The following is an 18,750-nucleotide window of genomic DNA, read 5'->3' on the forward strand; positions in this document are numbered from 1 at the left end:
ATGAGTGATCTAGAAGACAGATACAGTGGCTTTGAGATTGCAGTAATTGGTATCGCATGCCGTTTTCCTGGTGCAGATAGTCCCGAAGCATTCTGGGACAACTTGAATAACGGTGTTGAATCTATTCGTCGTTTTAGTCAGCAAGAATTGATTGATTTAGGCCACGACCCACAAGTCGTCTCACAAGCTAATTTCGTTCCTGCTCACGGTGTAGTAAACAATTACGATATGTTCGATCACAAGCTGTTTGGCTACACACCAAGAGAAGCCGGTGTAATGGATCCCCAACAGCGCCTTTTCTTAGAATTGTCCTGGGAAGCATTGGAAAACGCCGGTTATGCGCCCAAATCAATGCAAGTGCCAGTAGGAATATTTGCCGGGACTTCCACCAATACTTACTTAGAAGCAAATGTTCGGAAAAATCATAAAGTACTGGCTGCTATTTCAGAATTTCAAGCTAACGTCTTGAATCAAAGTGATTTTCTTTCTACTCGCGCGAGTTACAAATTAGGTTTAAGCGGCCCGAGTTTTACCATTCAATCGGCCTGTTCAACGTCTCTTGTTGCCACTCATGTGGCTTGCCAACAGTTGATCGCCGGTGCATGTGATATCGCTATGGCTGGTGGTGTGTCTATTACTTTACCCGAAAATTGGGGATACCAGTATCAAGAAGGCATGATTTATTCTCCAGACGGTCATTGCCATGCATTTGATGCTGATGCGAATGGCACTTTGAAAGGTGATGGAGGGGGCATAGTGGTGCTTAAGCGCCTTGCCGATGCAATTAATGACGGCGATCACATTGAAGCTATTATTCTAGGTTCAGCTTCTAACAATGATGCTCAAGCTAAAGTTGGATACACAGCGCCGGGTATGGACGGGCAAGTAGATGTGATTCAAACAGCCATGTTGATGGCAGACGTAACAGCTGATTCTATTACTAATATTGAGTGTCATGGCACGGGCACACCAATGGGCGACCCTATCGAAATCTCGGCTTTGTCGAAAGCCTTCGCCAACGAGGCTCAGATAGGATCTTGTGCTGTCGGCTCGGTCAAAACTAACATTGGGCATTTGGATGCTGGAGCCGGTGTTGCAGGATTAATTAAAACCGTATTGGCGTTAAAGCATAAAACCCTTCCGCCGAGCCTTAATTATCAACGTCCCAATCCCATCATAGAGTTTGAAAAAACCCCCTTTTATGTCAATTATCAAAGTACACCTTGGAAATCTGGCCGCTACCCTAGGCGTGGTGGCGTTAGTTCATTCGGAATAGGCGGCACTAACGCCCACATTATTGTTGAAGAAACGCCAGAAGATCTCTTGCCGGAAATCCATGAGCCACCCGAGAACCCTATTTTGCTAGGCTGGTCAGCTCAAAGTAAAAAAGGGTTAGACCAATATGCTGAAAAACTAATTAAGTTGTTAACCCAGGACACCAGTCCAGCGCTGCGTGATATTGCTTTTACTTTACATCAAGGCCGAGAGAAATTTGCTTTTAGGCGCGCGTTAGTTTGCAGCAGTAAGCAAGATGCTTTGGCAAAACTACAAGAGCACAATTTACCCTCTGTGGTCAGCTCCCAAATAGAGTGTGAATCCACAGCTACTGTATTTATGTTTCCTGGGCAAGGCTCACAATATATAAACATGGGCCGCGACTTGTATGATAACCAACCGATTTTCAAGCAACAAGTCGACTTGTGTGCAGAGTTATTGCTACCCCACTTGCAGTTTGATATTCGACACATTTTGTATCCACAAGATGCTCAACAAAAAAGTGAAGGGGCTGAAAAATTAACTCAGACCGCTTGCACCCAACCGGCGTTGTTTGTGATTGAATACGGTCTGGCCAAGCTCTGGCAAGCCAATGGTTTAGAGCCATCTATTGTGGTTGGTCATAGTATTGGAGAATACGCAGCGGCTTGTATTGCCGGTGTTTTCAGCTTAGAAGATGCCTTAATGTTGGTAGCAAGGCGCGGTGCGCTGATGCAAGCGCTTCCCGCCGGTGACATGTTGTCAGTTCAGAGCTCAGTTGATGATGTCGAGCCCTTTCTAGACGATTCACTTTCCATTGCTGCATTGAACTCACCTGCTCTATGCGTTGTGTCAGGCCCAACTAATCGGGTGGCCGAGCTTGTTGATATTTTGGCAGCAGAGAATATCGCATGCAAACGGTTAAACACCTCTCACGCTTTTCATTCCGGCATGATGGAGCCAATTTTAGCCCCATTCCTAGAAACGTTAGATTGTTGCACGTTGCATGCACCCTCTATTCCAATAGTGTCGACTGTTACTGGCGATTTAATTGATAGCCAGCGGATCAGAACGCCTCAATATTGGCTGGACAACATACGTCAAAGTGTCAATTTCGCAAGTGCAGCTAATACACTGATGCAGCAAAATAACTATACTTATTTAGAGTGTGGTCCAGGCAATACATTAAGTTCACTGCTGAGATCATGTTCTGACAAGCCGGCTCAAGTACAGTGTGTGAGCTCGTTGAAACATCCGCTGGAGACGGCCTCAGATAATGACGTTTTTGAAGCTGCGCAAGCGAAACTTTGGACGACAGGTATCCATTTACCAGATACATTGACCCCTCCAACGGGGCGGCGAGTGGCCATTCCAACCTACCCATTTCAAAGAACGAAATGCTGGGTTGAGCCTTTACCTGAAAACGTTGGTAAGTTGGCGCTAGCGTATAAGCAAAACATTGATATAAAGCAACCTTTAGATAAATGGTTTTATGTTCCGAGCTGGCAGTCTTGGCACTCACCAATGACATCGTCCCCCATATCCGAAGAGTCATGGTTATTAGTCTCTGCGAATTCAAAGCGATTAGGCGACCTAACGAAGACCCTTACTGAACAAGGTGTCGCCTCGATAACGTCAATTGTCTATTCATCCGGGAGCCCCTTGGATCTTACGCAGATCAATAACCACAAGTCCGCTGTTCAACAGATAACCCATCTGGCTATTTTGACTGAACAGGGATCCGAGCTTGATTTGAGTACTGCGCCTACAAGTCACGCATTTTATGATTTGCTCAATGTGCTGCAGCCATTGCTTAATCTGCTCGACTTAACAAAGATAAATTTAAGTTATGTAACAACACTCGCATGCGCGATGAATCCTATGGCTGCTGTGGATCCGCAAAGGCTTATGCCATTGGGTTTGTTACGCAGCATAAAAGCTGAATATCCGGGCATTAACCTTCGCTTTATCAATCTCGCTGAAGAAGTGAATGAACAAGACTTATTGCGTGAAATGCGTGTCCAAGGCGATGCAATGTTAGTCAATTTCGAATTCGGAAATTGCTGGACCCAAGTGTTACAACCCACGTGCCTGCCTGATCCCAAGGTAATCCCCTTAAGATTTAAAACCGCTGCAACTTACTTGATTACCGGTGGCTTAGGTTCCATGGGGCTGGCTTTTGCACACTATTTAGTTGAGAATTTTCAAGCTAATTTGATTTTGGTTTCTCGACAAACTTTACCTGAAGACGACGATGCAAAAAAATGGTTAGCACAAAACCCTGATGACAATCCCACAGCAAAAAAACTCCATGCAATCAGCCAGTTAAAAGAGAAAAGTAGTGGTGAGATTTGCGTGCTTGCTGCAGATGTGTCAGATCTTCGTGCAATGCAACAGCTAAAACAAACCATACAGGATCGGTTTGGTGGCATTGATGGTGTTATCCATGCTGCAGGTATTCCCGGTGGCGGTATCGTGGCTAACTTGCAACAAGGTGAAATAGAAGATGTCTTTGCTGCAAAAGTTAAAGGTACTTGGGGGCTATGCGAAACCTTTGCTGACCAATCGTTAGATTTCTTGATCCTTTGCTCATCATTGACCTCATTTATTGACCGGCCAGGGCGCGGTGAGTATGCAGCGGCAAATTATTACTTAGATGCCCTAGCTAATAGTAATTTGTATACGAACAACACTCCAATCATCAGTATCAATTGGGATGCTTGGTCCGGAAGCACAATGAGTCAAGCCGCCGGGGCTCCCAGCGCAGAAGGCAGAATTGATCCTCAGCAAGGTACAGAAGCAATGGTGCGCTGTTTGCACTCTGGGCTTCGCCAAGCCGTGGTTTCTACCCGTAACCTGATGCCCAGCTATGGCTTTATCAGCGGATTAGAAGAAGCCTCTTCTGCGAATGAGTTAAGGTCGGTTGATGAGCATGCTGAGATCGAAGATCCATCACTAAGCCCAGCAGAACGCATATTGATGTCAATTTGGCATGACCTTCTAGGCGTTGAAGAGGTAACGACGCAGGATAATTTCTTCGAACTTGGTGGAGATTCCATTGTCAGCCTACAACTCACCTCTAGAGCTGCACAGCAAGGGCTGAAAATTACCGCCCGACAAGTATTTGAAAACCAAACTATAGCTGAATTAGCAATTTTAGTTGAAGATCAGGTGACTACCAATACGAAGAGCGTGGCAGTAACGGAGCAAACGTCGTCCAATCCCATTAATATTGTCTGCGGGGAAGTGCCACTGACGCCAATCCAAAATTGGTTCTTTGCCAATGATTTCAATCATCCACAGCACTGGAATTTGTATCAGGTTCTAGCGTTGCCGAAACAAATTGAAACCCCACAATTACGTAAACTACTCGACATCATAATTCAGCAACATGACATGCTTCGCGCTCAGTTTTATGCCAAAGGTAGCCAATGGACACAGCAAATCCAAGATTACGTATCCATACCTGATGATGGGTTTCTCGCCATTGACGTATCAAGTTGGAAGAAAGACGATTATCAACAACGATTGGAACACTATGTTAACGAACTGAGTGCACAATTCGATTTGAATGGCGGCTGTTTGTACCGATTTGTGCACCTTCAAAATAGTCATGATAATTCCGCACAACTGTTGGTGTTGATCCATCATTTATTGATCGATATCGTTTCTTTGAATATTTTGGTCAATGATTTGCTGACTGCTTGGCAACAACTTTCAACGAGTAAAGCCATTCAATTGGCGCCTAAAAGTTCGTCCTTTAAACACTGGTCAAACGCGCTACTTACGTTCGCTGAAAGTACAGATTGTGTTTCACAACGGGAGTATTGGCAGAGGTATCAAGGATTAACGCCATTACCGTTACCCAAAGATGTGTTTGGCTTATTGAACAATGTAGAATCAGCCCAGCAGTCGACGGTATTACTATCGTCATCAGTAACCAAGCAACTTACCAAAGAGTTGGTCAAATTTGGCGTTCAACCCAAGGATGTGCTGCTGTGTGGTTTACTCATGGCAATGGCTGACTTTACCGGTCAGTCACGATTGTTAATTGAGTTAGAAGAGCATGGTCGCGACGCGCTCGACAGTGAACTCGATATGAGTCGCACTGTGGGATGGTTTACTAAAGCCTTCCCGTTTTTTTGTGAGGTACCAAGTCAAAATGACGCCAAATCGGCAGTCGAATCAATTCGCCTCAAGGCAGATTACGCCAGTGATTTTGGTTTAGGCTTTGGTCTATGTGCCGCTGAATTATCCTTACCTAAACCAGAAGTGGTTTTCTTATATTTAGGAAATGTTAGCCAATCTAGTACTTTGAGCGCCTTCTCTCCCACCACAGTATGCAAAGCCAGTCGTCATCCGACCCAACAACGCACGCACACTTTTGAATTTAGTGTGTGGATAGCAAAAGGACAGGTGAATATTAATTTAGGCTATAGTGAAAATTATCATCATGTCCACACGATTGAGACATTGTTGAATAACTACAAGGCTCTTGTTGAGTCTTTGGTTGCTAGATTAACGCCATCACTTGATTCTCTGTTTCCAGTAGGAGAGCCTGACTCGGTTTCACTACAGGAAAATGCACCGCCAGAACAATCCGATTTGTTACCCTTGTCGTTCGCTCAGGAACGAGTCTGGTTTTTAGAGCAAATAGAACAACAATCAACTTTGCACAACAAGCATTCCGTACTGAAAATCTCCGGTAAACTCAATCATCAGCACTTGAGAGACGCTATTAACGCAATATTAGCGTCTCATCAAAGTTTGCGCACTTGCTTTGCTAAACAAGCGGGCGAACCTCGACAAAAAATATTGCAAAGTGTAAAGATAGATTTGCCGATCGAAAACTTCGACTCCCAAATGGAAATGTCAGGTGCGCAGAAAATCGAAGATATTTTGTCGATCATCTCCGAGCATGAAATAGCCCAACCTTTTGATCTGCAACAAGGGCCATTGTTACGTTTTAAGCTATTGAAGCAGAATGAAGCGAATCACTATTTGTTGATTACGATTCATCATATAGTTGTCGATGCATGGTCAATGCAATTGTTCTTTAAGCAATTGCAAGATGCCTATCAGCAACTTGCCAATGGTTTGCCTCCCGCCATTACTACCAGTTCTCAATACACCGACTTTGTAACCTGGCAACGTGCGGCAATGGATACCCCTCAACTTAGTCAAAGTTTAGATTATTGGTGTCAGAAGTTAGCGGGTATTCCTACGCGATTAACGCTACCCACAGACAGACCCAGACCACCTTTGCAGACTTTCGAAGGGGATAGGGTTGATCTAAGCCTTAGCGCTCATGTCATCACTAAGGTACGCGCTTTTTGCATCGCGAACGGTGTTTCAGTCAATATGGTTATGCTGGCTATCTTTAAAGTCTTGTTGGCCAAGTACAGCGGCCAAACCGATATTGTAGTTGGAACACCGGTAGCCAATCGCTCGAAACGGGAGTTTGAAAGTATTATAGGTCTGCTCGTTAATAATCTGGTCCTTCGCAGCGATCTCAGTCCTGATAAAACCTTTAAACAATTATTGTCACATGTAAAAAATGAAGTGCTAGATGCTAATGAACATGCAGATGTGCCCTTTGAAAAAGTGGTACAGGCGATTAACCCTGAACGGGATAGAAGCCAGTCCCCGCTTTTTCAGGTAATGATGGTATTCATGAATGCCCCGCAAGGCGATGCTCCAGAATCTCATAAAAACATAATCAATATGCAACCCGAAGAAGTCCATAACCGGATATCTGAATTCGATTTGAGTTTATATGTATACGAAAAAGGCAGTCAATATATTAACCAAGCAGCATCATTAAACGCCTGGATTGAGTTCAATACCCAGTTGTTTGATAAACAGCGAATTGAACAATTTTGTCTACATTATTGTTATTTGTTGGAACAAGCGACGGACAACCCGCAGATCAAGATAAAGCAACTTCAACTTCTCACTCAAGACCAGCAATCACAGATGATATTATCGCAAAGCAAGAATCAGTTGCCATTTTCCTTTGCACAAACACATTCACCTGATGCCGATACCAGTTTAGAGTATTTGCTGACTGCTAAATTGTCCCAAAATAATCATCCAAAGGCGCTACGTTGTGGTAGTGATAGTCTTTCATATCAACAACTAGAGCAACAGTCAGCTAGTTTGGCGAAGCAACTGCAGGATTTAGGTGCCGAGCCTGAAGTCCCGATAGCCATTTACATGGACCGCAGCATCGATATGTTGGTGGCGATGCTAGCTGTGTTGCGCTCAGGCGCGTGCTATGTGCCATTGGATCCTAGTTTTCCAAAGGATCGCATTGATTACATGTTGCGGGACGCCGAAGCTAAGTTATTACTCAGTAATGAAGCATTATTTAACACTCTAACCGATTGTCCTTGTGACGCGTTATTAGTCGATAATTGGCAACGAGGTGAGGAGGGCAGTGAGCCCCTGCAAAGCGCTGCGAAAAGCACCGATTTAGCTTATATAATTTACACATCAGGCTCTACTGGTATGCCTAAAGGCGTGCGTATAGAACGTCGAAATGTGGTTAATTTCCTGTTGAGTATGGCGCTAAAACCGGGACTAAATGAACAGGACGTTTTTGTTGCGGTGACCACCATAAGTTTTGATATTCATGTGCTTGAGCTTTGGTTACCTTTAGTGGTTGGGGCTCAATTAGTCATCGCCGAGTCCAGTCAAACGGCAGACGGTAATAAGCTGTTAGATTTGTTGCAAACTTGTCAAGCAACGGTCATGCAAGCTACCCCTGCCACATGGCAACTGTTATTGCAGTGCGGTTGGAGCAAACCTCTTGAATTGAGAGCGCTTTGTGGAGGAGAGGCTCTCACCAATGAATTGTGCAATAAATTACTACCGCTAACTCAGTGTATTTGGAACATGTATGGCCCAACCGAAACCTGTGTGTGGTCATCTGTGAAACAGATCACCACTGCTTCTAATCAGATCACTATTGGCGAACCAATACACAACACTCAATTTTACGTTGTTGATAACAACATGAACATGTTGCCAGCTGGTATCACAGGCGAATTATTGATAGGTGGCGAAGGTGTGGTGAGGGACTACTACAAACGGCAGGAATTAACTGAAAATCAATTTGTCGAGAACCCTATAAAAGGTTTACGCACGGGGCGAGTCTATCGCACAGGCGATGCTGCTCAGCGTTTACCTAATGGTGAATTCACCGTGCTCGGGCGTTTTGACAATCAAGTCAAACTCAGAGGCTATCGAATTGAGTTAGGGGAAATCGAAATGCGTCTTAGTGCTCACCCAGCGGTATCAGAAGCGGTGGTTGGCATTCGAGGTGAAGAGGAGAGCAAAAAGCTGGTGGCTTGGTTACGTCCCTCATCTGATAGTCCACCTAGCAATCTAGACTTGCGTGACTTCTTACTTGAAGTCTTGCCGAATTACATGGTACCGGCAACTTTTGTTTGGCTGGATGAGTTTGCCAAAACCCCAAACAATAAGATTGACAGAAAAGCCCTAGTTGAACCATCCATAGAATATGAATTGCCGGCCTTAATAGATGCATTAGAAACAGACGCTGAGCGGCTTGTTGCTAACGTGTTTGGCGAGGTGTTGAATACCTCACAAGTGGGTCGGTTCGATAACTTCTTCGACTTAGGCGGGCATTCTCTGTTATCGATGAAAGTCGTGGATGGTATTGAGCGAGAAACTGGCGTTAGGATCCACCCAGGCGAGCTTTTTCAGCAATCAGTGGGACAAATTGCCTCTATTTATCAAGATCAATTCGTTCCACAAAAGGAGTCGTCGGATGTATAAGGAGCATAACGAGGAGTTTGCTGTAAAGTCTCAAGAGAAAATTCAACCATTGTTTATTGGCTTTAAAGAAGAGAGTTTGTACGGCTGCCATCATGAGGTATTGCATACCTTTAAAAAAGCAACTCCGATTATTATTTGCCCACCCTTAGCTCACGAATATGAGCGTTGCCATCGAGCACTAAAGCAACTTGCTTCAGCGTTAGCTAAAGCCGGGTTTAATGTGTTGCGTTTTGACTATGTCGGGACCGGAGATTCAGCTGGACATTATGAACAGGTTGATTTTAACAATTGGCGTGCCGATACCCATAGAGCCATCGATTTTTTTAAACAACGCACCGGCGCCCAGCAAGTCGTGTTATGTGGTCTTAGGCTTGGTGCTACTATCGCACATCAAGTGACCTTGGAGCGGCGTGATGTTGTCGGTTCAGTACTGTGGTCTCCGTGTCTAAAAGGGAAGCAGGTTGTTGCCCATTGGCGAGATGTGCAAATAGCCCATCAGCAAGCGCTGGGATATGACTTGAAGACAGATCAAATTACCGAAGTATTGGGTTTCCCGTTGTCGGCAAAAGTGCAGGACCAATTACACAAACTAAATCTTACCCAGCAGAAAATATTAACTGAAATCCCTAAGTATCATTGTATTGTTGATGAACAAACCCACCAATGGCAGTCGCAACAAGCGCTCCTTAACCTCGGCCACAGCTTTTTTATAGATAGCAAAGGTAGTCGAATATGGGATCAAGAGGCAATGGAAGCTCGGGTGCCTATGCACATAGTGCATGCTATGGTGAGCTGGCTTCAAGGAGCATTTAAATGAATGAAGAAGCACTATTGGTAGGGCCAACTAAAAGTTTAGCCGCGATTTATTCGGCCGGCTTGGTGACCGAAGGTAAAGACCCTAAAACGGCCGTGCTGCTGTTAAATTCGGGTTTAATACATCACGCCGGTCCTGCAAGGTTGTATACGCGTTTAGCAAGATGTCTTGCCAGCAAGGGAAAACATACTATTAGGTTTGATTTATCTGGAATCGGCGACAGTATCGCTAGGCCAGACAATTTATCGATTTACCAAATTGCCACTCAAGAGCCAAAAGAAGTGATGGACTATTTGCAAAGGCGAGGTTTTACCCAGTTTATTTTGGCAGGAATCTGCTCGGGCGCTTATTGCGCATTTAAAGCTGCCTTGGTTGACCATAGAGTGATAGCCACTGTCTTAATCAATTATCAAGATGACACTGTCAATAACCAGTTGACAGAGCAAGCTTGGTCACAGCGATATTGGCGAAACTCACTGTTTAGATTAGATGCTTGGAGAAACCTCGTAACTGGCAACGTAAACTATCAACGACTGTTTTCTACTTTGGGGAAGTCGGTTAAAAGTGTAGTAATGAAGACTGCTGATCCTCAGAATAGTGAAAGTGACAAAAACAACGCGCAATCAGCTTCTTTTGCTGACGAAATGGAACGGCTCCTTGAGCGTGAAGTGCGTGTTTTAATGCTAATATCTGGCTTGGATATCAGTCAGGAGTTTTTACGAGTTTTAATGGGCGATAAACTGAATCACTTCCAGCAACATCCAATGGTAGAGGTTTGCGTTATTGATGGGGCAGATCATTTGTTTACCAATCTTAGTCATCAACAACAATTTATCGATATTGTCGAAAGCTGGATAACACCGATTCAATAATTTATCAGTCGAATATTCGGAGTGGCAATAGGTGTTGCGATAGCGCATGAGTAATTAGTAAAAAGTAGCGGAAGATGAAAATACCAATCAATGCTAGTTGTTTGTGTAGGTGCGCTTAACAATGTTCGTGTTGCTAAATCAAAGGTAAGTAGTCTGGGATCAACTGAAAGCCCCAGCCCAATTGCTTTTAAATAAGCCTCCTTCAAACACCACAAACTATAAAACGTATGGTTTATCTTGCAAGGATCTTGTTGATTTTGTAGTTCGGCAAATTCGCGGGAGGAGAATACTGATTGGCCTAAAGTAATAAACTCATCTTTTAGGTTTTTATGATACTCAATGTCTATGCCAATAGGCAGATTACTGATGCCAATAAGTGCATAGCCCGCAGTCACAGAAGTATTAAATTCAACACTGTAATGAGGCAATACTGGTTTATGTTGCTTTTCTCTGTTAATCACCAATTCATGTGCAGAGATGCCGCTGTATTTGGCCAAAATATGTCGTAATGCTACTCTGCGCAAATAAAAGCTTCGTCTATCACGATCATACTTAAAGCGATTTAATTGCGCAATTTCCTGCTGATCTAAAGGGCTTGATGACATATCGATTGCGTTAGAGGGAAGAAGCTCCAGTTGTGTATGAAGATCAACAACCCAAAGATCAATGCAATCCTTGGTTAGCGGGATGAATATGTGCTCATTCAATGTCATGGTGAAATTTCACGAATCATAGATGCAGCCTCGCATTGATTATAGTGGTTAACATCCGCGCAGCGCTTTGAAGGTAAAAGTGAGGTCCATTCACTTCTATTTGTTCAAATTCATCATTGGAATATCTGCTCCATTGCGACATTTGTTGGGCGTCCACGGAGTGGTCTAGGCTGCCATTAAAGGCCGTAATAGGTGAGGGAATTACGTTCAATCTACCAGCGAACGGTGATTCAATCAGCCTGAAATCAGCACGCAGAGTAGGTAGCATCAACTCGAGTAATTCCCGCCCCGGAGTCGACACATCAGCTTTATAGCGCTGAGCTAATGTCTCGATCAGCTGTTGATCCGGCAAATCCCCGATCAATTCAGCGCTTGGGGGCATATGTGGAGGCGTTTTTGCAGAGACAAATAAACGGATTGGTGGTGAACAACCGAGTTCGGTTAGCCTATTGACTAACTGATAACTTATCGCGGCCCCCATACTATGCCCAAACACCGCCCATGGGGTTAGCGTGAATGGGGTGAATAACGGTGTAAGAAGTGCTAGTAGCTCGGCCATGTCACTAATGGCAGGCTCAGAAAATCTATTCTCTCTACCTGGTAATTGTACTGATATCAACTGGATGTCTGGATGCAAATGCTGTTGCCATCCCTGATATGCAGAAGCGCCAGCACCGGCAAATGGGAAGCAGAATAGTCTAATTTTGCCATTAGAGTTGGTTGCTTGGGCTTTAAACCACGGGCTGCAGAGAGAAGTCATTGTGAAATTTTCATAACGTGATTAGTTAATTGGACTGATGTCTGCTAGTAACGCATGCCATTTTTTCTCGGCTGCTGCAAAACTGTGGTGTTGCTCGATTTCGGTTCGAGCATTGCGACTAAGGCGTTTAATTTCACTTTGCTCAGAAAGTAATTTTTGCAGTTGCTTAACATAGTCAGCTACTTGTGCGTCTTGCTCTAATATAATGCCGTTATGGTCTGATTTGATCGCGTATTCCATATCGCCACAACGTGCAACAATTGGCACGACGCCACATGACATGGCTTCTAAACTCGCCAACGATAAACCTTCATTCACGGAACATAATAAAAACAATTTTGCTCGACGAAAAAAATCAGCCACATCATCGGTTTCCAGCCAAATTAGATTGTCTTGTAAGCCTTTTTGAGTGATAGCCACTTTAAACTCGTCGTGCATCACGCCGTCACCTAGCCAACACACCGTAATTTTAGGGTTTGCTTTGACCATTTCTTGAATGACATCTAATGTAAACATCGGTCGTTTTCGCTCTCTTAGTTGAGCGCAAACAATGATGTCTATGTCTCTTAATTGATTTTTTTTAGGCAAGCTGTATTTACTTAGATCGGATGTACTATGCAATATTTCAATCTGCTTCGAACAAATTCCATTTTGTAAAAGTGAAGCGGCTGTAACGGAGCCAGGAACAAAAATTTTATCTGCACGACGAGCAAAAAAAGCAGCTATTTTTTCCCATACCTTCGGCCAATTAGTATTTTCTATCAAACGATTGTCTGTGACCCTGATATCGTGGGCAAAATTTAGTTCGGCTGGACCTGCAATAAAATGCAGAAAGACAGGGACACGCCTTAGCTTTGCTGCAAACACTGCAAACAACCCGTGAGGTATCAAACTGTATGCCATAACCAGCTTAGTGTCTTTGCGAAAGACTTCTCGCAATAACAGTACAAAACGCGACAGCAGACGACCCAATATTCGGATCCTGCCTTGTGGGTAAACCCACGTTATGCCATCGTAATAATGACCTTGTCGGTCACTAACAACGACTAACTCTATGTCCTCACGACTTCTTAAAAGTGGGGTCAACTTAGCATGAAACAAATTATTGTTTAGCGTTGTCGTGATCACAATTCGCATTCAATACCTACCCTTAGTTTACGTAAAATGTCCTTCTTCAACGTTAAAAGCAAATTATTAAATTTAGGCTACGAATACTCTACAAAACCTGAAAATCACGTTGATTTGTAATTATTAACGCTCTGTTGTTGTCGTTATTCTTGCTGCTACTGCTCACGGCAATATAGTGTTGGTTTTGGCGTCTAGGCAAATCTGAGTTGAACAATGAACTTGATAACTTCTTGTGGCATTGACTACGACAATTAATAAGGCGGGCATAATCGCACTTTTAATTAGTAAAGCAGAATTGTTCAATCCTGAACTTGCTTATAGATACGGTAGACTAGGATTGAGCTTTATGACAATTTTTTATTGCGCTTAATTCGATAATAGTTAGCAATGACAGCGAGATTATGCCTCGCCCTCTACTTTTATTTACCTATTTATAATCAGTATTACATGGCAACTCTCTTCAATACAGTAAGGCGAGTCTGCTCGTGTAATTCACTCTCAATCGGATAGTTGCAAGTGTTTTAACTGCAATTTTCGTTTGGTTCCTTGCCAAATTCCTTTGGCCTAGACTATGTTGATATAGCGCTACAAGTTTGGCATGTAATACTAAGAGATATAGAGTAGCTGGTTACAAATAAACTGTACTAATGAAATTTACCTGTTTAATATGGTTAATAATTAGACAGTTATAACCAAGCCGACATAGCGCTTTATAACAGGGAACTTGAATGTTTTCGATTCAAGGAAATATTTGGAAATGAGGTTTTTGTTGAAATGCATGATATAGCAAAAGTGATAAACCAAGTAGATAGTTACATAGCCTCGCTGCAAGAAAATGCTCCTTGCGTATATCGGTTCTCAAGAATTGGAGAACCAGGATTAATAAGTTCATGTTTGGCGGTCATGATCCGAGATCTCACCGGATCAATTGACACACTCTCAGAACAAGAACGAGCAAGTTGGATTGAGTATATTCAAAGTTTCCAAGACCAAGAGACAGGACTATTCAAAGAACCCTCAGATCTTGGCAGTAATCCTTATTTACGATGGTCGAACTGCGATTATTCCATTTGTGCTCTGCAGATTTTAGGAGGTAGACCTAAATTTCCTTTAACGTTTTTGCACGAACTCAGTGATCGCGCAAAGCTAGATACGTACTTAGCGGAAATCGACTGGAGTAGTGCTGGCCTTGAAAGTAACTTCATTATGTTTTTACTGGATATTCTGGAGTTTGATAAATCCCAGTTTAGCTCTTATCAAGAAACGGTTGATGCCGTGTTTGAATATATGGATGCTAAGCAAGACCCTGAAACCGGATTGTGGGGTATGAAAGAAGGGTCTTACTATTGTAGTGGCTTGGCGGGCGCCTATCATTTAGTGTTTTTTTATAATTATTACAATCGTCCGCTAAATCATGTTGACAATATGATCGACTCTATTTTGTTATGCCGATACAGAGATCGATACGTTTACCCGGAAATCTGGGGACATCCCTGCGGTGATTTCGATACTGTTGATCTTATTGTTAGACTAGCGAGTATGTCTAATTATCGTCAAGATGAGCTGCGTGACTGGATGAAAGATTTGTATAATGGAACACTCAAACATCATTGCCAAGATGGTGGGTTTAATTGGATGAATTTTAGATTTCTATCACCACTTGATATTGTGCCTATTATTTCCTTAGGCCTTAAGCAAAATTCCCTCAAGAATAAAATTAAGTTGCCATTACGTACAATCAAAGATCAATTAAAATTTTTAATCGACAAACCGGCGGTTTATGAGTCGATAAAAGATCGGGGCGGGACGACTTTTATGCATCAAGAAAGTAATATTTTTGCCACCTTCATGCGCTTAAATAGCTGTTTGTTTCTACATAAAGCACTATATCCTGAGAGCCAATTGCGCTTCAAACGAACTTTAGGTTTAGGCTGGTACGGATTATCTTGAAACGAGTATTAATGTTTGCGGATTTCCCCGCAGAGTCAATGATCAAAGGACCATCCGTACATACACTTAGTCTTATTGAGGGATTCAAGGATTGCGACGATATTGAGTTAAGAATTGTCGATTTCAAATCTGAACGCGGCGAATCTCGTAACCTTACTATTGCTCAGAATATATCGGTTAGTATTGTGCCAATACGTTGGCCATTGACCTTCTATAATATCGCGACTCGATATGGCCAATATGTAAAGGAAATACGTGAATTCCAACCTGATATTGTACATTTCACAGATCCACACCAAGTTAATGCCATGCGTTTTTGCGGTCACATTCCTCATGTACTGACCATTCACGGTCACTTTTTTAACGAGCATGGTTTGGTTTCGGAAAGCTTAAAAAGAAAGCTCACGCGAAAGGCCTATTTTAATGAATCTTTTAGAGGACTAAAGCTGGCAGCGAATATTATTCTTTTAAGTGAATATTCTAAAAATGAAGTCGCTCCTTACATTACCGGTCGAACCTTTAATCTAGGTCAACCAATACCCAGTGACGTGTTTGAAATTGCGCGAACCCAAAGCTCTCCTGTGGTTTTGTGCGTTGGAAACGTGGCGAAAATTAAGGGGCAAGATCGCTTGGTTGAAGTTCATAGTGAGTTCCCAGAAGGTACTGAGACACGCATTGCCGGTGCTATTCGAGATCCAGGTTATGTCGCCCAATTAAAAGAGGTTATCAAAAACAAAAAAATAGTAGGACTGACATTTCTTGGTGGGTTGGAGCGTGATGCAATATTTAAACAGTTGTCTCAAGCTCGTATTCTAGTGTGCCCATCTAGGTTAGAAAATATGCCTTATGCAATACTAGAAGCATGTGCGGTAGGAATTCCATGTGTATCCTATAATGTTGGCGGCATTAATGAAGTGATAAAAAGCGGTGAAAATGGGTTTGTTGTAGATAACCAAGATGAGTTCGTAGCGGCGGTGAATACCTTGCTTATCGATGAGACCGTTTATGCCGAGATGAGTATCAAAGCAAAAAATTCGGTACAAGCATTGAAACCTGATTTAGTTTGCCGAGAGCTAAAGTCAATTTATCAGCAGATTTTAACGCTTTAAAAATCAACCTCGAGCACAAGAGTATAAAAACGTATGAGTCTTTATCTTAGTTATATTTGTGCTGTGAGTTGCCCTCCAAGTTTATACCGAGACTGACTATCGCTTTAAAAACCTACATTAGGTGTAGTTTACACCGTCAACTAACTCCGTTCACTTTGTATCATGTGTTAATTATCTACTGAAAATAATTACTTTCCGATTTACACCAGTTTCAGATACAGGTTAATAAATTACAGCAAAGCTACTCAGGTAACTATGAGCACATCATTGGTCTGCCATTAGTGATTTAGGCAAGCTTGTCTGGACGCGCAATCCAAAGTTGAATAATTAGTATGGATCGAAACCGCACACTTGTCTGAATCATACAATAAAATGACACCTCAGGAGCGATTAAAAAATAATCAAAAGAAGGTCACATTTTAACCAATCTTGTACTATTATATATTTCTAGCACAGGTGTTTGTGTTGACAATATTTTAGTCTAACTAGCTTTAAGGGATGAATGCATGGTTAAAACTATCGCGCCAATTTTATCTGCCCTGCCTGAGGAGATATCAGTCAAGGAAATTTGCGCATCAATTTCCCAATCTCCCTGTCCGATGAGTAACGCGGTATCCAATCACTTGGTCGACAAGCCTCGATCATCAACAGCAACATTTAGTGATGTTTGGCTGATATGTTCTCACTTGAAAACGCGGTTTACAGCTTATCATAATGACCGAGTGTCAGCGACCACTACGAGAGATTGACAATGTATGTTAAGGGAGAATTTACATGAGTGGTTTGATGCGCCAGCATATGAGCAAAATCTCTGCAATTTTTCAATTTACTGACACATTTTTAATTTTTTCAGGCTATTGGCTTGCCCATTGGCATGTGGGCAACGACTGGAAACCGAAAGACTCGTTAATCATATTACTTACTTGTACGTTATTTTTAATTATGGCGCATAAACAAGAGCTATATCGTTCGTGGCGAATTTCCTCATTGGTCGAAGAAATTCGTAACCTTTGCTCAGCCTGGCTGTTTACATTGTTGATACTGGTTTTTTTGGGGTTTGTTTTTAAGCAACTCGATTATTACCATCATAAGGTCACTATAGCTTGGCTTATAGTTACGCCGATTATGATAAGTCTTTGGCATATTATTGCTCGTAAACTTTCCCATATATTGCGTTCTCAACATTACAATTCGAGAAACGTCGCCATAGTCGGATATTCAGAGATGGGCAAAAGAGTTGCTAGCACAGTCAATAATGCACATTGGATGGGGCTGAATTTCTGTGGATACTTTGAGGATAGGTGCGGCCGTGATAATCGTTATGTACGAGATGAATGTTCCAAAGAGTATATAAAAGGCAATATTGACGAACTTTTAGAAAAGACAAAATCAGGCGCAATAGATATGGTGTATATAACCCTTCCATTGCACGCTGAAGAGCGTATTCGCAAAATTATTGATGCTTTTTCCGACTGTACAGCTGGCGTTTATCTAGCTCAGAACTATGAATCATACAGTTTACTCAATGGACATTGGGATATGTTGGGTGAAGTTCCAGTGCTTAGTATTCATGAAAGCCCGTTTAACGGAGTTGATGAATGGACTAAGCGATTGGAAGACATCTTATTATGCCTTCCTATTCTATTGGTAATCGGATTGCCCTGTTTAATCGTTGCAATATTAATAAAATTAGATTCCCCAGGCCCTATTATTTTTAAGCAAAAGCGCTATGGGTTAAATGGCAAAGAATTTACCATATGGAAATTTCGGAGTATGGCGCACAAAACAAAGGAAGATGACGTTCCCCAGGCTAAAAATAATGATCCAAGAACAACGAAACTGGGTCGCTTCTTAAGAAAAACATCAATTGATGAATTGCCGCAGTTTTTAAATGTCTTAGGAGGCTCTATGTCGATAGTTGGGCCACGCCCACATGCAGTAGTTCATAACACCAAATATCGAAAAATAGTAGACAGCTATATGCTTAGGCATACGGTAAAGCCGGGAATTACTGGGTGGGCGCAAATCAATGGATTCCGGGGAGAAACCGAAACTTTAGATAAAATGCAAAAGCGGGTTGAATACGATCTCTTTTATATTCAAAACTGGTCAGTGCTTTTTGATTTTAAAATCATTGCTTTGACAATATACGTTTGTCTAACCAAGAGAGACGCCTATTAGTATAAATTTATTTACTATATTGAATGAGACTGCCGTCGATTTCGAAGGGGGAGGCTAATCGAAATACTAAGTAATATCTAGGTTACTTATGTTCTTGCGAGAGTCCCATAATGGCCCACGGCAAATGTCAGTATCTAGAATTATCACTAGCTTTAACGTAATAATT

The 18,750-nt window shown here is 42.4% G+C and carries 9 protein-coding genes; 6 read left to right on the top strand and 3 right to left on the bottom strand.

From position 1 onward, the window contains the following. Genes ABD036_RS09425 through ABD036_RS09435 form a run of 3 tightly spaced genes read left to right on the top strand, consistent with a single transcriptional unit; the run spans window position 1 to window position 10,743 of the window. Complete coding sequence (locus ABD036_RS09425; RefSeq protein ID WP_343859100.1) at window positions 1-9,057, top strand: non-ribosomal peptide synthetase/type I polyketide synthase; 9,057 nt, start codon at window positions 1-3, stop codon at window positions 9,055-9,057. Next, window positions 9,050-9,874 (top strand): alpha/beta fold hydrolase, encoded by an 825-nt coding sequence (locus ABD036_RS09430; RefSeq protein WP_343859102.1) that lies wholly within the window; start codon window positions 9,050-9,052, stop codon window positions 9,872-9,874. Before ABD036_RS09425 ends, ABD036_RS09430 begins: the two co-directional genes overlap by 8 nt. Beyond that, complete coding sequence (locus tag ABD036_RS09435) at window positions 9,871-10,743, top strand: alpha/beta fold hydrolase (protein WP_343859103.1); 873 nt, start codon at window positions 9,871-9,873, stop codon at window positions 10,741-10,743. Before ABD036_RS09430 ends, ABD036_RS09435 begins: the two co-directional genes overlap by 4 nt. Here the strand turns inward: ABD036_RS09435 and ABD036_RS09440 are convergent. The 3 genes from ABD036_RS09440 to ABD036_RS09450 are packed head-to-tail and all read right to left on the bottom strand — an operon-like array spanning window position 10,737 to window position 13,353. Then, window positions 10,737-11,456, bottom strand: a complete 720-nt coding sequence (locus ABD036_RS09440; protein ID WP_343859105.1) for a 4'-phosphopantetheinyl transferase family protein — start codon at window positions 11,454-11,456, stop codon at window positions 10,737-10,739. The two genes, ABD036_RS09435 and ABD036_RS09440, sit on opposite strands and share 7 nt — an antisense overlap. Before the next feature lie 16 nt (window positions 11,457-11,472). Continuing rightward, window positions 11,473-12,216, bottom strand: a complete 744-nt coding sequence (locus tag ABD036_RS09445) for a thioesterase II family protein (RefSeq protein ID WP_343859108.1) — start codon at window positions 12,214-12,216, stop codon at window positions 11,473-11,475. 21 nt (window positions 12,217-12,237) lie between these two features. Then, on the bottom strand, window positions 12,238-13,353 hold the full coding sequence (locus ABD036_RS09450) for a glycosyltransferase family 4 protein (protein WP_343859111.1): 1,116 nt from the start codon (window positions 13,351-13,353) through the stop codon (window positions 12,238-12,240). A gap of 765 nt (window positions 13,354-14,118) precedes the next feature. Between ABD036_RS09450 and ABD036_RS09455 the strand changes: the two genes are divergently transcribed. From ABD036_RS09455 to ABD036_RS09465, 3 genes are all read left to right on the top strand, one after another. Then, window positions 14,119-15,294, top strand: a complete 1,176-nt coding sequence (locus ABD036_RS09455; protein ID WP_343859113.1) for a hypothetical protein — start codon at window positions 14,119-14,121, stop codon at window positions 15,292-15,294. Next, entirely contained in the window at window positions 15,291-16,403 is a 1,113-nt protein-coding gene (locus ABD036_RS09460; RefSeq protein ID WP_343859115.1) for a glycosyltransferase family 4 protein, read from the top strand. Before ABD036_RS09455 ends, ABD036_RS09460 begins: the two co-directional genes overlap by 4 nt. Before the next feature lie 774 nt (window positions 16,404-17,177). After that, entirely contained in the window at window positions 17,178-18,584 is a 1,407-nt protein-coding gene (locus ABD036_RS09465; protein ID WP_343859117.1) for an undecaprenyl-phosphate glucose phosphotransferase, read from the top strand. Window positions 18,585-18,750 lie beyond the last annotated feature (166 nt).

Source organism: Aliiglaciecola litoralis, from assembly GCF_039523355.1.
GTDB lineage: Bacteria > Pseudomonadota > Gammaproteobacteria > Enterobacterales > Alteromonadaceae > Aliiglaciecola > Aliiglaciecola litoralis.